The sequence below is a fragment of the Tessaracoccus coleopterorum genome (genome assembly GCF_011174705.1).
Classification (GTDB): domain Bacteria; phylum Actinomycetota; class Actinomycetes; order Propionibacteriales; family Propionibacteriaceae; genus Arachnia; species Arachnia coleopterorum.
The window spans coordinates 1,656,855-1,669,615 of record NZ_JAANIJ010000001.1 but is presented as its reverse complement, the minus strand read 5'-3'; the positions used below and the strand labels follow the sequence as shown (position 1 = coordinate 1,669,615).

General features: G+C 70.5%; 14 protein-coding genes and 5 pseudogenes. 9 read left to right on the top strand and 10 right to left on the bottom strand.

Going from position 1 to position 12,761, the window contains the following annotated elements; translation table 11 throughout:
* The first annotated feature begins 170 nt into the window (after positions 1–170).
* Both G7085_RS10715 and G7085_RS10710 read left to right on the top strand, forming a co-directional pair.
* Positions 171–557 (top strand): alpha/beta hydrolase, encoded by a 387-nt coding sequence (locus G7085_RS10715; protein WP_197510944.1) that lies wholly within the window; start codon positions 171–173, stop codon positions 555–557.
* Complete coding sequence (locus G7085_RS10710; RefSeq protein WP_231980164.1) at positions 521–841, top strand: alpha/beta hydrolase; 321 nt, start codon at positions 521–523, stop codon at positions 839–841. Before G7085_RS10715 ends, G7085_RS10710 begins: the two co-directional genes overlap by 37 nt.
* Positions 842–1,023: 182 nt before the next feature.
* Here G7085_RS10710 and G7085_RS10705 read toward each other — a convergent pair.
* The 4 genes and pseudogenes from G7085_RS10705 to G7085_RS10695 form a co-directional block, all read right to left on the bottom strand.
* Positions 1,024–2,395: pseudogene (locus G7085_RS10705) on the bottom strand (L-serine ammonia-lyase).
* A 47-nt stretch (positions 2,396–2,442) separates the two neighbouring features.
* On the bottom strand, positions 2,443–3,048 hold the full coding sequence (locus tag G7085_RS30170; RefSeq protein WP_331715616.1) for an MFS transporter: 606 nt from the start codon (positions 3,046–3,048) through the stop codon (positions 2,443–2,445).
* Positions 3,049–3,050: 2 nt separating this feature from the next.
* Positions 3,051–3,725, bottom strand: coding sequence for an MFS transporter (locus G7085_RS30165; RefSeq protein WP_269451835.1), 675 nt, complete (start codon positions 3,723–3,725; stop codon positions 3,051–3,053).
* A complete protein-coding gene (locus tag G7085_RS10695) occupies positions 3,718–4,173 on the bottom strand; it encodes a MarR family winged helix-turn-helix transcriptional regulator (protein WP_197510942.1) in 456 nt (151 codons plus the stop codon). The genes G7085_RS30165 and G7085_RS10695 overlap by 8 nt, the downstream gene beginning before the upstream one ends.
* A 168-nt stretch (positions 4,174–4,341) precedes the next feature.
* Between G7085_RS10695 and G7085_RS10690 the strand changes: the two genes are divergently transcribed.
* The 6 genes and pseudogenes from G7085_RS10690 to G7085_RS10670 all read left to right on the top strand — a co-directional run bounded on the left by G7085_RS10690 (position 4,342) and on the right by G7085_RS10670 (position 8,998).
* Entirely contained in the window at positions 4,342–4,686 is a 345-nt protein-coding gene (locus G7085_RS10690) for an ArsR/SmtB family transcription factor (protein WP_197510941.1), read from the top strand.
* 6 nt (positions 4,687–4,692) lie between these two features.
* Positions 4,693–5,181 carry an SRPBCC family protein gene (locus G7085_RS10685; protein ID WP_197510940.1) on the top strand — a complete coding sequence of 163 codons (489 nt, stop codon included), beginning with the start codon at positions 4,693–4,695 and terminating at the stop codon, positions 5,179–5,181.
* A gap of 132 nt (positions 5,182–5,313) precedes the next feature.
* Positions 5,314–5,568, top strand: a pseudogene (locus tag G7085_RS32520) (thiamine pyrophosphate-binding protein); the annotation flags it as partial.
* 197 nt (positions 5,569–5,765) lie between these two features.
* A complete protein-coding gene (locus G7085_RS10680) occupies positions 5,766–7,007 on the top strand; it encodes a thiamine pyrophosphate-dependent enzyme (protein WP_331715615.1) in 1,242 nt (413 codons plus the stop codon).
* Between the two features lie 97 nt (positions 7,008–7,104).
* Positions 7,105–8,104, top strand: a pseudogene (locus G7085_RS10675) (IS481 family transposase).
* A gap of 24 nt (positions 8,105–8,128) precedes the next feature.
* Positions 8,129–8,998: an oxygenase MpaB family protein gene (locus G7085_RS10670; RefSeq protein WP_197510939.1), complete on the top strand. Its 870-nt coding sequence runs from the start codon at positions 8,129–8,131 to the stop codon at positions 8,996–8,998.
* A 22-nt stretch (positions 8,999–9,020) separates the two neighbouring features.
* On the opposite strand, the gene G7085_RS10665 is transcribed toward G7085_RS10670, so the two are convergent.
* The gene (locus G7085_RS10665; RefSeq protein ID WP_197510938.1) at positions 9,021–9,263 is read right to left on the bottom strand and encodes a PEP-utilizing enzyme; all 243 of its coding nucleotides are present in this window, start codon (positions 9,261–9,263) and stop codon (positions 9,021–9,023) included.
* 287 nt (positions 9,264–9,550) lie between these two features.
* Between G7085_RS10665 and G7085_RS10660 the strand changes: the two genes are divergently transcribed.
* The gene (locus tag G7085_RS10660) at positions 9,551–9,835 is read left to right on the top strand and encodes a hypothetical protein (RefSeq protein ID WP_197510937.1); all 285 of its coding nucleotides are present in this window, start codon (positions 9,551–9,553) and stop codon (positions 9,833–9,835) included.
* A 67-nt stretch (positions 9,836–9,902) separates the two neighbouring features.
* Here the strand turns inward: G7085_RS10660 and G7085_RS10655 are convergent, their stop codons facing one another.
* The 5 genes and pseudogenes from G7085_RS10655 to G7085_RS10630 all read right to left on the bottom strand — a co-directional run bounded on the left by G7085_RS10655 (position 9,903) and on the right by G7085_RS10630 (position 12,736).
* A complete protein-coding gene (locus tag G7085_RS10655; RefSeq protein WP_231979415.1) occupies positions 9,903–10,391 on the bottom strand; it encodes a hypothetical protein in 489 nt (162 codons plus the stop codon).
* Positions 10,388–11,534 (bottom strand): annotated as a pseudogene (locus G7085_RS25545) (PEP/pyruvate-binding domain-containing protein). The gene G7085_RS10655 and the pseudogene G7085_RS25545 overlap by 4 nt, the downstream one beginning before the upstream one ends.
* Before the next feature lie 59 nt (positions 11,535–11,593).
* Complete coding sequence (locus tag G7085_RS10640; protein WP_197510933.1) at positions 11,594–11,755, bottom strand: hypothetical protein; 162 nt, start codon at positions 11,753–11,755, stop codon at positions 11,594–11,596.
* A complete protein-coding gene (locus G7085_RS10635) occupies positions 11,695–12,273 on the bottom strand; it encodes an SDR family NAD(P)-dependent oxidoreductase (protein WP_197510932.1) in 579 nt (192 codons plus the stop codon). Before G7085_RS10635 ends, G7085_RS10640 begins: the two co-directional genes overlap by 61 nt.
* Positions 12,274–12,275: 2 nt before the next feature.
* A pseudogene (locus G7085_RS10630) lies at positions 12,276–12,736 on the bottom strand (cupin domain-containing protein).
* Positions 12,737–12,761 lie beyond the last annotated feature (25 nt).

The window sequence follows — 12,761 nt, the reverse complement described above, 5'->3', positions numbered from 1 at the left end:
CGCACCTTCACCGTCGAGTTGAACCCACAACGGAGCGTCTCCCTTGAGGCGACGGTCTTCGACCTGCCGCTGCACTCGGAGCGACCCACGCCGTTGGAGCACCCGCGGCCGGCCATCGTCATCTGCCCCGGGGCGGCTACGAGTTCCTCTCCCAGCGCGAGGTCGACCCGGTGGTCGCGTCCTTCCTCGCGGGCGGCTTCAACACGTTCGTGCTGCGCTACTCCATCAACGAGCACGCCACCGGGCCCAACCCCGCCGTCGACGCCGCCCGCGCCGTCCGGTGGGTCCGGGCACACGCCGAAGAGCTGGGGAACGACCCGACCCGGGTTGCGGTCCTCGGCTTCTCGGCCGGTGGCCACGTGACGGGGATGATCGGCACCGCCTGGGACGACCCCGCACTCGAGACCGCCGAACGGGCCGAATACGACGCGCTGGTTGCCGCGGGCGTCGAGATCAACGCCGGTCTGATGGCCTTCAGCCCCGCCCCGACGCCATCGTCCCCTGCTACGCGGTGCTCACCATGGACTGGGACGACGGCCGCTCCCGCCCCCACCTGACGTTTGGCGACTGCATTGCGGGCGTCTCGGCCGCGACGCCACCGACGTTCCTCTGGACCACCAACGAGGACACCACCGTCCCGCCCACCCAGTCGCTGCGCTTCGCGGCGGCCCTTGCGGAGGCGGGCGTCGAGTTCGAGTACCACCACTTCGACCGCGGCCCGCACGGCCTGTCGATGGCGACGCCGCTCTCCAATGCCGACCGCGGCGCCCTGCCCGAGAACGCCCAGGCCTGGCTGGGGCTCTGCCTCTCGTGGCTCCGGGCGACCTGGGCGGCCCGGTGAGCGCCAGGTTCCTCTCCACCTGGCCGTGCCAGGATGCCTGCGGCACCGTCGAGACCGACGAGCGGGTCGAGGGGCGCCCGTCTACCGCTGCCCCGGCTGCGATTCGTCCTGGATCGAACTGAACGAACGCACCGTCGCGACCGGGCCGGCCGAGGAGTCCGCCGACCCGACCTGACCGGGCGTCAGCACTCGATGAAGGCGACCGCGAGGCCGCCCTCCGAGGTCTCCTTGTACTTGCTCAACATGTCGTGTCCGGTGTCGCGCATGGTGCGGATCGCCTGATCGAGGGTGACGCGGTGGGTGCCGTCGCCGTTGAGTGCCAGTTGGGCCGCGTTGATCGCCTTCACGGCCGCCATCGCGTTGCGCTCGATGCACGGCACCTGGACGAGCCCGCCGATCGGGTCGCACGTCAGCCCCAGGTTGTGTTCGAGGCCGATCTCCGCCGCGTTCTCCACCTGCCCCGGCGTGCCGCCCAGCACCTGGGCGAGCCCGCAGCGGCCATCGCGCACGCCGAACCGACCTCGCCCTGGCAACCCACCTCCGCACCGGAGATGGAGGCGTTCTGCTTCAACAGCACCCCCACCGCGGTGGCGGCCAGCAGGAAGTCGACGATGTCGTCGTCGCCCGGGTGCTCGGCGAAGTCCATGTAGTAGTGGAGCACGGCCGGGATGATCCCGGCCGCGCCGTTGGTGGGGCGGTGACGACCCGGCCGCCGCCCGCGTTCTCCTCATTGACGGCCAGCGCGTAGAGGTTGACCCACTCCATCGCCGAGAAGGTCACGGTGATCAGGTTCGGCCGCGGGTCGCAGGTGAGCCGCCGGTACAGGTCGGGCGCGCGCCGCGGCACCCGGAGCCCGCCGGGAAGGAGACCCTCCTGCCTGATCCCACGCTCCACGCAGGCCTCCATCACGCCCCAGATGTTGACCAGGGCGGCCCGCGTCTCGTGGGCGGGGCGCCAGGCCTCCTCGTTGGCCGCGACCACCTGCGCGATGCTGAGCGACTCGCGTGCGGCCGTCGCCAACAGCTCCTCGGCGGTGTTGAACGGGTACCGGACGCTCACCTCGTCGACCCCGGTGCCGCCCCGCGCGGCCTCCTCCTCATCGACGACGAAGCCGCCGCCGATCGAGTAGTAGCGGGCCGTGTGGACGACGCGGCCGTCCTCGCCCAGGGCCGTCAGGTCGAGCGCGTTCGGGTGTCGGGGCAGCGCCTCGCGGTGGAACCGGAGATCGGTGGCCCAGTCGAACGGGACGGGACGGCGCCCCGCGAGCAGGAGGCGGCCCTCACGCCCGACCGCGGCGACGTCGGCCTCGAAGCGGTCGGGGTCGGTCGCCTCGGGCAGGTTGCCGAGCAGCCCGCCGACGACCGCCTTGTCCGTGCCGTGCCCGATGCCCGTCGCGGCGAGCGACCCGTACAGGTCGATCCGGACGCGGGCCACCTCATCGAGCAGGTCGGCCAGGGCCTCCGCGAAGAGGGCCCCGGCCCGCATCGGACCCATCGTGTGCGATGAAGAAGGACCGATGCCGATCTTGAACAGATCGAGCGCGCTGATCGACATGCCGCCTCCGATGGTTGCCTGTGGCACCGACACTAGCGCGCGGGTTTTCAGCTGACGGCCGGGGCCTCCGAGCGGTGCGTCCACACCCTTATCCGGATCGGGTGTCGCGCCACCCTGACCCGCATGCCCTTGTGGAGGACGAGGTAGGCGAACACGCCGATGGCGCAGAGTCCCACCGTCACCGAGCCGACCAGCACCGAGGCGCGTGGCCCGAGAACCTGGCCCACCCAGCCGATGAAAGGCGACCCGAGCGGGGTGCCGCCGAGGAAGATCGCCATGTAGACGGCCATCACGCGGCCCCTGAACTCCGGGGCGGTGCCCAACTGCACCGACGCGTTCGCCGTGGTCATCGCGGTGAGGGAGAAGAAGCCCGTCGGGATGAGGAGCGCAGCGTAGACGTAGTAGTTGGGGGACAGCGCCAGCGCGAAGGTGCTGATCGAGAAGCCGACCATCGACAGCATCAGGGTGCGCAGCGTCGGCTTCGTGCGGCGGGCCGCCATCAGGGCGCCCGCGAGGGTGCCGACGGCCATGATGGTGCCCAGCATGCCGAAGGCGGAGGCACCCCTCCCGAACTCGACCGTCGACATGGTGGCGTTGAAGATCTGGAAGTTCATGCCGAAGGTGCCGAGCACGAACACCATCACGAGGACCACGATCAGGTCGGGTCGGTGCCAGAGGTAGCGCAGCCCGTCGAGGGCGCCGCCCTCGTCTTGGGGATCGGGGCGGGGCGCAGCTCGTCGCCGTGCATGGCGATCACGGCGGCGATCATGCCGAGGAAGCTCAGCGCGTTGATCAGCAGGGTCGGGCCGACGCCGACCGCGGCGACCAGTAGGCCGGCGAGGCCGGGACCCACGAGACGGGCGCCGTTGAACGACGTCGAGTTGAGGCCGACGGCGTTGGTGATGTGGTCCTCCGGCACGATCTCGGTGACGAACGCCTGCCGCGCCGGGTTGTCGAAGGCCGTGATGATGCCCATCAGCAGAGCGAAGACGTAGACGTGCCACAACGCGACGGTTCCGGTTGCGACAAGGGCCCAGAGCCCGAGCGCCGTCAGCATCAGGCCGACCTGGGTGACGATCAGCACCTTGCGCTTGGGGTAGCGGTCGATGATGGCGCCCGCATAGGGGGCGAGCAGCGGGATCGCGAGGAACTGCAGGGCGGTCACGATGCCCAGAGCGGTGCTGGAGTTGTCGGTCAGTTCGGTGAGCACCAGCCAGTCCTGGCCGATGCGCTGGATCCAGGTGCCGAGGTTGCTGACGAGCGCGCCGACGAAGAAGTAGCGGTAGTTGCGGATCCCGAGGGAGGCGAAGGTACTGAGGCGTTCAGGCATCCGAGACCTCCAGTAGCAGGTCGGCGGCGCTGCGCAGCAGGGTGAGCTGCTCCTCGCTGAGGCCCTCGAGGTGCTCGAGCATCCAGGTGTCGCGCTGGGCGATGGTGTCACGGATGACGGCGTGCCCGGCCTCGGTGGGGCGCACGAGCACCTGCCGCCGGTCGTCGGGATGGGGGAAGCGCTCGACGAGGCCGTCCTCGGCGAGGCAGTTGACGGTCTTCGTCATGGACGGCGCGCTGACCCGGTCGTGGGCGGCGAGCTGCGTCGGCGTCTGCGGGCCGATGCGGTGCAGGTAGACGAGCACCGAGAACTGGTGCGGTGCGACGGCGGTCGTCGACTCGAAGCGCACCCGGCGGGCGATGCGTTGGCACGCCAGCCGCAGGTCGTTCGCGAGCGTGATCATGGGCGCGTCCTCCGCGTTGTTCCCGGTCTCCGCCGACAGATTCATGTGTTGTACTCCCTCTTCGGGTAGTTAGCCTAGTTCATTAGTTTGGCTAACCAAAATGCCCTGGGTCGGTGTCCGGATGCTGTCGGCGGGTGGCCCGGGAGGGCGCGTCGGGCGGGAAGTGGGCCGCGGACCCTTGACATGCAACTAAATGGTTGTAGATTGGGCGGCATGGCCGGGAACGAAGAGGATCGTGCAGACGCACTGTTCCACGCGCTCGCCGACCGCACCCGGCGCGATGTTCTGCGTCGGGTACTTGCCGGGGAGCACAGCGTCTCGGCCCTCGCGGCGAAGTACGACATGAGCTTCGCCGCCGTCCAGAAACACATCGCCGTCCTGGAGAAGGCGGGCCTCATCACCAAGCGGCGACAGGGCCGCGAGGCCCTCACCAGCGGCGACATCGCGGCGGTCCGCTCCGTGCGCGACATGCTCGCCGAGCTCGAGGACGTCTGGCGCGGGCGCATCGCCCGCATCGACGAACTCCTGGCCGAACCGCAACCCGATCCGAAGGGATGAACCACCATGCCTCTCACCGATGCAACGCACGACCTCGAGTCGCGCACCATCATCCTCACCGCCGACTTCGCGGCCCCCGTAGAGCGCGTCTGGCAGGTCTACGCCGACCCGCGTCAGCTCGAGCGGGTCTGGGGCCCGCCCACGCATCCCGCCACCTTCGTCGACCACGACCTCGCACCGGGCGGCAGGATGAACTACTTCATGACCGGTCCCGACGGGGAGCGGTACTACGGCTTCTGGCGCGTCACGGAGGTGGACTCGCCCAGGAGTTTCACCTTCGAGGACGGGTTCGCCGTCGACGAGACGTTTGCCGAGAACACCGATCTCCCGGTCAGCATCAACACCTACCGCTTCGAGCCGAACGGTGGGCACACCACCATGACGGCGGTATCGGTCTACCCGACCGCCGAGTCGTTGCAGCAGGTGCTCGACATGGGGATGATCGAGGGAGCGACCTCGGCGATCAACCAGATCGACGGCCTGCTGACTGCCTGACCCGCCCGGGTGTCGGGTGTTCGCGACCGGAGTAACGGCGTTGACTGCGGGCGACCCTGTGCTTCGTCGGTGATGGGGCGGAGAATGTAGAAGAATCAAGCACATGGCTACCGTCGCGCAGATCATCGTTTCATCGCTGGAAGCACAGGGGTCGAGCGGATCTACGGTCTCTCCGGAGACTCGCTCAACGGCCTCACAGACGCGGTCCGCAGTTCGTCCAAGCTCGAGTGGGTCCACGTCAGACACGAGGAGTCCGCCGCCTTCGCCGCCGGGGCCGAGGCCGAGCTGACCGGCAGGCTGACGGTCTGTGCAGGCTCCTGCGGGCCGGGCAACCTCCACCTCATCAACGGTCTCTTCGACGCCCAGCGCAGCCGGGTGCCGATGCTCGCGATCGCCGCGCACATTCCCTCCGGTGAGATCGGCTCCAACTACTTCCAGGAGACCCACCCGCAGGAGCTGTTCCGCGAGTGCTCCGTCTGGGCCGAACTCGTCAGCAGCCCCGACCAGATGCCCCGCCTCCTCCGCATCGCCATGCAGGAGGCCATCTCCAAGCGGGGCGTGGCGGTGCTGGTGATCCCGGGGACGTGGCGCTCAGCCAGGCCGCCGGCGACCAGCTGGCCCACGCCTTCGAGGCGGAGCCGCGCGTCATCCCGGGCTCGGAGGATCTGGGGCGCGCCGTCGAGCTCCTCGACAACGGCAAGCGCATCACCATCCTTGCCGGCGCAGGCGCGGCGGGGGCACACGATGAGCTGGTCGCGTTGGCCGACGTGCTGGGGGCCCCGATCGTGCACGCCATGCGTGGCAAGGAGCACGTCGAGTACGACAACCCGTTCGACGTCGGCATGACGGGCCTGCTCGGGTTCGCCAGCGGCTACCGCGCCATGGCCAACGCCGACACCCTCCTGATGCTCGGCACCGACTTCCCCTACCAGCAGTTCTACCCGGACAACGCCAAGGTGATCCAGGTCGACGTGCGCGGCGAGCAGCTCGGCCGCCGCGTCCAGCTCGACCTCGGGTTGGTCGGCACGGTCAAGGACACCGCCGAGGCGTTGATCCGGATGGTGCCGCGCAAGAAGGACCGCTCCCACCTGGAGGAGGCCCAGAAGCACTACCGGAAGACCCGCACCAAGCTCGACGACCTCGCCACCCCCACGCCGAAGGGCAAGCCGCTCCACCCGCAGTATGTGGCGAAGGTGATCGACCAGCTCGCCGCTGACGACGCCGTCTTCCTCCCCGACGTGGGCTCGCCCGTCATCTACGCAGCCCGCTACCTCACCATGAACGGAAGGCGCCGCATCGTCGGCTCCTTCAGCCACGGCTCCATGGCCAACGCGATCCCGCAGGCCATCGGCGCGCAGGCCGCGTTCCCCGGGCGCCAGATCGTCACGATGTCGGGCGACGGCGGCCTCACCATGCTTTTCGGTGAGCTGCTCACCCTCGTCCAGGAGAAGCTGCCGGTGAAGGTGGTCGTGCTCAACAACTCCAGCCTCAACTTCGTGGAGCTCGAGATGAAGGCCGCCGGCTTCGTCGACTTCGGCACCGACCTCGTCAACCCCGACTTCGCGAAGGTCGCCGAGGCGATCGGAGTCAAGGGCTACCGCGTCGACGACGCCGCCAAGCTGGAGGAGACGCTCCGCGAGGCGTTCGCGCACGACGGACCTGCGCTGATCGACATCCCCACGGGTCGCCAGGAACTGACCATCCCGCCGAAGATCACCCAGGAGCAGCTCAAGGGCTTCGCGCTGTACGCGATCCGCACCGTGCTCAACGGCCGCGGCGACGAACTGCTCGACCTCGCCGCCACCAACTGGAGACAGGTCTTCTAGCTGTACTTCCCCGGCAGGTTGTGAACGGGTGAGGTAGGCGAAGACCTCCGTGCAGGATGTGGGTTACCACACTCGCATCTTGCTCACGGAGGTCTTCATGTCCCACGCTAACGCGCCTTTGACGCCGGAGGGGCGTCGTCGTCTTGTTGTTCTCGTCGTCGATCGCGGCTGGTCGCTGCGACGCGCGGCGGAACGGTTCCAGTGCTCGCCGGCGACGGCGAAACGGTGGGTCGACAGGTATCGGGCCGGGCAGCCACTCACTGACCGCAGCTCGAGGCCGGCGTCCTCGCCGAATCGACTGCCGCGGAAGTTGGAGCGGCGCATCATCGCGTTGCGGTTCACGCGCCGGTGGGGTCCGCACCGGATCGCGTATCACCTGCATCTGGCACGCTCGACGGTGGGTCGTGTGCTGGCCCGGTACGGCATGCCGAAGCTGGTGGACATCGACCAGGCCACCGGGCTGCCGGTGCGAAAGCCGAAGCCGAAACGGTACGAGGTCGCCGCGCCCGGGCAGCTCGTGCACGTCGACATCAAGAAGCAGGGCCGGATCCCCGACGGCGGCGGCTGGCACGCCCACGGCCGCGGATCCACGCAGGACCGCGCCGCGGGTTCCGCCCGCGACAAGGCAACGCGGGCAGGAGCGGCAGGCTCCCGCGGCTACCGATACCTCCACCACGCCGTCGACGACCACTCCCGGGTCGCGTACTCGGAGATCCTCGACGACGAACGCAAGGAGACCGCCGCGGGTTCTGGACCCGCGCGAACGCGTTCTTCCAGGGACTCGGCGTGACCGTCACCGCGGTGATGACCGACAACGGCGCCTGCTACCGATCCCACGCCTTCCGCGACGCTCTCGGAGAGGGCGTCAAACACAAGTGGACCAAGCCCTACCGGCCGCAGACCAACGGGAAGGTCGAGCGCTTCAACCGCACCCTCGCCGCCGAGTGGGCATACGCGAAGCCCTACACCAGCGAAGCCGAACGAGCCGCTGCCTACGAAACGTGGCTGCATCACTACAATCACCACAGACCCCACACCGGGATCGGCGGCCAAACCCCTCAGAACGCGTTCACAACGTCACGGGGAAGTACATCTAGCCGGTTCGCGCATACCCTTGGGGCATGCGCCCGATCGAGAAGCTGCGTCACCTCATCGGGTCGGCGATCCGTGACAAGGTCGCCGGCCCCGACCCGGAGGCCCGCGAAGCGAGCATCTGGGGCGCTGACGGCGAGCGCTGGCACCGGAGCGACGAGGCGATCTGGCGTATCAACCGCGACGCCGCCATGTACGCCGGAGGCATCCGGGCGCTGCTGCTCCAGGCGCTCCACCCCGCCGCCATGGCGGGCGTCGCCGGGCATTCGGGGTACCGGTCCGACCCGTGGGGGCGGCTGCAGCGCACAGGCGAGTTCATCGCCATGACGACCTACGGCCCCATCCCGTCGGCCGAGGCCCTGATCGGCCGGGTCCGCTCCGTGCATGAGCGGGTCCGCGGCAAGACCGATGACGGCACCCCCTACCGGGCGTCCGACCCGCACCTGCTCGCCTGGGTGCACGTCGCCGAGACGCAGAGCTTCCTCGCCTCCTACCAGGCCTTCGGGCCCGCGCGGCTCGGGCCGGGGGAGGCCGACGCGTACGTCGCCTCGGCGGCACCGGTCGGGGAACTGCTCGGCGCCGTCGACCTGCCACGCACCGAGGCCGACCTGCTCGCGGTCATCGACGCCTACCGGCCCGAGCTTCGCGTCTCGCCCGCCGCGCGCGACACCGTCGACTTCATCCTGCGGACGCCCCCGGTGCCGTGGCCCGGGAAGCTCGGCTACTGGATGCTCGCGGCCGGCGCCGTCGCGACGCTGCCTGTCTGGGCGAGGCAGATGCTCGACCTCCCGACGTCGAGGTGGTTCGACCGGCTCGTCGGGTTGCCGCTGGGCAGGTTCGCCACCCGCGTCGCAGGGTGGGCCATCGCGACCCCGCTGACCGCCTCCGAGCAGGCGTGACGCCCGGCCGACCCGGCCGCTGTCAGCCGGCCTTCGGCAACAGCACGCGGCCGCGGTCCCCGTCGACCGTCACCTGGTCGCCGCTGCGGATCCGCGCGGTGGCCGAGCCGGTGCCGAGCACGGCGGGGATGCCGTACTCGCGCGCCACGATCGAACTGTGCGACAGCGGCCCACCGACGTCCGTGACCACCGCTGAGGCCATCGCGAAGAACGGCGTGTACGCGGGTGTGGTGATGGGAGCGACCAGCACATCCCCGGGCCGCATCGAGGCGAAGTCCTCCGGCCCCGCAGCAGCCGCGCGGTGCCCGTCGCGGTGCCGCCGCTCGCGCCGAGGCCCCGCAGCGTGTCGCCGTCCTGCGTGGACTCGTTGGTCGGCATGAACCGCCGGAACGCCCGGTAGGCCCAGCCCCTGGCGGGCAGCCACCCCGGTGGGGTCGCGATCTGCCTGCGCCCGCGCCACTGCACCTTCCGCGCGTCGACGGCGGCCGCGAGCGACGATCCTGCCTCGCGCCCGGCGTCGAGGCTCCCGCCGCCTGCCGCACCTCCTCACCGGTGAGCCAGAACACGTCGTCGCGTTCCAGCACGACGCCGGCCTCGGTGAGGCGGCTTCCCAGCTCGCGCAGCATCCGGCGCACCGCAGGCCAGCCCAGCCCGACGTCGGCGAGCGCGTCCTCCCGCAGCGGGCCGAGCTCGTGGGCCTTCCTCAGCGCGCGCTCCAGCAGGCGCCTGCGGAGCGGGCCGACATGGCCCCACAACCAGGCGGTGGCCGACTCCCGGTCGGCGCGGAGCCGGGCGAGTCGATCGTCCGGGTCGGTCGCCCGGCCCGACACGGCGTAGCGCAGCGCCACCATGACGGCGGACGGGTCGTCGGCCGCCACCGGCTGCATGACGTCGAGGTTGTAGGTCAGGTGTCCGAAGCGGTCCAGGTGCTCGCGCAGCAGTTCATCGAACCGGGCCCGCCGCGCCCCAGGCACCCGGCGCCCGTCGAGGATCGCCGAGACCACCTCCGGATACCTTCTGCACCACGTCGCCAGCGCGTAGAGCGACCGCTCCGCGCGGATCGGCTCCGACTCGGCGCCCAGCAGCAGGGCCAGCGCGGGCGGCCGACCGGGGTGCCGCACCAGGGCCCCGTACAGCTTCGTGAAGGCGATCTCGGCGGTCGCCGACTGGGGATCAGGGCCTGGACGAAGGTGTAGTACTCGGCGCCGGCGGAGATCAGCTCGGTGGCCGTGTCGAGCAGGGCGGACGCCGTCATCGTCGTCGGGTCGTCGTGTGCGTGCCGCTCCACGACGGCCCGGTAGGCGGGCAGCCCGATGGTGCGCCACATCGTCAGGCCGTTCAGGTCGCTCCCGCTGCGGAACACCACGGGCAACGCGGTGGGCGCCGCCTTCACCAGCCGCCACATCCCGCGTTGGAGTAGAAGTAGTAGGCGAATCCGTTGACGGTCGGGAAGTCCATGTCTTCCGGCTCGAGCACGCCGTCCTTGAAGTAGCGCTCGAGCACGGTCCGCAGCGATGCGGCCACTGACGGGCGGATGAGGTCGGCGAACAGCGTCGAGAGCGGGTCGGGAAGCTGCTCCACGATCGAGGCGCGCACGTACATGCCGTCGCTGCGCTCCAGCGGCCACGTCGTGGGCGCCGGCCCGGTCTCGGGCGGGAGAGCGGTGACGGGGCGGCTCTGCACCACCTGGAACGCGCCGTCGCGGAGGGTCCACTCGATGTCCTGCGGGGAGCCGAAGTGCCGCTCGATCCGGCGCCCGAGATCGGCGAGGGACACGGCCTGGGCGTCGGTCAGCACCCGTGCGTGCCGCCGGTCGGCGGACTGCCCGGCGGTGACGGTTCCGGAGCCGGTGGTGACGGTGCGGACCGCCTTGTCCGCGGTGGTGCGGGAGGTGACGCTGCCCGCCTCGACCACGAGCTCGTCGGGGTCACCTCGCCGCCGACGACGGCCTCGCCGAGCCCGAACGCCGCGTTGATGACGACCTCCCCACGGCGCCCGTTGGCCGGGTTCGCGGTGAACATGACGCCCGCCGCGTCCGCGTCGACGAGTCGCTGCACGACGACGGCGAGGCTCGCGTCACGCACCCCGCCCTCGCCCGGTACGCGATGGCGCGGTCGGTCCACAGCGATGCCCAGCACCGCCGGACGGCGTCGAGCAGGTCGGTGGCGCCCCGCACGTTGAGGAAGGTGTCCTGCTGGCCGGCGAACGAGGCGTCGGCGAGGTCCTCCGCGGTGGCCGACGATCTGACGGCGACCGGCCCCTCCCGAGGGCGCGGTAAGCCTCCGTGACCGCGTCGGCGAGGTCCGCGGGGAGCGGGCGATCGAACAGCGCCCTCGCCGCCGTGCCGTCGGGGCGGCGGCGAGGCGGGCGCGCAGGTCGTCTGCCCCAGGTACTCGTCGTAGGCCCCCGTCGTGATGATGAAGCCGTCGGGCACGGGGAACCCGGCCCTCACCAGTTCGCCGAGGTTGGCTCCCTTGCCTCCGGCGGTGGCGATGTCTGTGCGCCCGAAGGCCCGCAGCGTCTCGATCCGACCCATGTCGTCTCCTTTGCCGCATTCCAGGTTAGTCCCGGTTCCGCGGCGAAGAACCCGACGCGTCAGACCCGCGTCAGCGTCTCCGCACCGAAATCGTCGGCCAGGGCGATCGCCAGCAGCCGGGAGGCGGAGGCCTCGGGCGTCAGCAGGTGGCCCTCGTCCTTCAGGGCGACGAAGTCGGAGCGACCCGGGAAGTCCTCCGAGCCGCGGATCTGGGCCTGCATCGACGTGTCGACCACGCCCGGCGCGATGGCCGCGATCCGCACCCGGGCAACCGCTCGGCCGCCACCGTCAGGGCATGCTGGTCGACGGCCGCCTTGGTGGCGCAGTACACGCTCCACCCGACGATCGGGCGCCGTCCCGCACCGCTCGAGACGTGCACGATCCTCACGGGCACCCCGTCCGGGCGGGCCGCGAGGACGGCGTTGGTGAGCAGGATCGGGGCGGTCACGTTGACGTTGACGGCGGCCGTCACGGAGGCCGCCTCCTGCGGACCCGCGACGGTTGCCGGTCCGAGCAGCCCCGCGTTGTTGATCAGCAGCACCTCATCGGCGCCCGCCAGGAAGTCGGCGACCGTGGGGCCGTCGAGCCAGGTGGCCAGCGCCGTGGGATCGGCCAGATCGACCCGCTCGCCGGCCGAGCGGGAGACACCCAGCACGTCCCACCCGTCCGCGGTGAGCGCGGCCGTGACTGCCGCCCCGAGCCCGCGGCTGTGGCCGGTGACGATGGCCCTGCGCGTCATCCTCAGTGCTCCGGGTGCGGCTGGTGGCTCCATGCGGGTGGCTCGTCGTTGCCGGACTCCTCGTCGGCCTCGGCGTCGGCGAACGTCGCGTGTACCTTTCCGGCCGCGTGATGGGTGGGGCGTAGATCGTGTAGAGCTGGAGGGGCTCGTCGCCGATGTTGATCACGTCGTGCCAGGTGCCGGCGGGCACCTGGATGGACCAGCCGTCACCCACCTCCTCGCTGAACGGAAGGTCGTCCTCGGCGGGGCCCATCGTGACGCGGCCGCGGCCGGCGTCGATGCGCAGGAACTGGTCGGTCTCGGGGTGCGTCTCGAGGCCGATCGACCCACCCACCGGAATCGACATCAGCGTCACCTGAAGGTACTTCCCGGTCCACGCGACGGTGCGGTAGTTGGGGTTCGCGACGGTCGCGGCCTCGATGTCGAAGACGTTGGGCTGCGGTCCGTAATCCTGAATGCTCATGTGCTTCTCCTCCTGCCAGGCAGCC

Excerpts from the sequence above, each read along its gene's own strand:
- G7085_RS10665 (WP_197510938.1), bottom strand. The coding sequence starts at position 9,263 with ATGCGGCCCGGGGATGTGCTGGTCGCTCCCATCACCACACCCGCGTAC.
- G7085_RS10710 (WP_231980164.1), top strand. The coding sequence starts at position 521 with ATGGACTGGGACGACGGCCGCTCCCGCCCCCACCTGACGTTTGGCGAC.
- G7085_RS10695 (WP_197510942.1), bottom strand. The coding sequence starts at position 4,173 with ATGAATCTGTCGGCGGAGACCGGGAACAACGCGGAGGACGCGCCCATG.
- G7085_RS10635 (WP_197510932.1), bottom strand. The coding sequence starts at position 12,273 with ATGACGCGCAGGGCCATCGTCACCGGCCACAGCCGCGGGCTCGGGGCG.
- G7085_RS10640 (WP_197510933.1), bottom strand. The coding sequence starts at position 11,755 with ATGCAGGCCCAGATCCGCGGCTCGGAGGACTTCCCGGGTCGCTCCGAC.
- G7085_RS10670 (WP_197510939.1), top strand. The coding sequence starts at position 8,129 with ATGCGCCCGATCGAGAAGCTGCGTCACCTCATCGGGTCGGCGATCCGT.
- G7085_RS30165 (WP_269451835.1), bottom strand. The coding sequence starts at position 3,725 with ATGCCTGAACGCCTCAGTACCTTCGCCTCCCTCGGGATCCGCAACTAC.
- G7085_RS10690 (WP_197510941.1), top strand. The coding sequence starts at position 4,342 with ATGGCCGGGAACGAAGAGGATCGTGCAGACGCACTGTTCCACGCGCTC.
- G7085_RS10685 (WP_197510940.1), top strand. The coding sequence starts at position 4,693 with ATGCCTCTCACCGATGCAACGCACGACCTCGAGTCGCGCACCATCATC.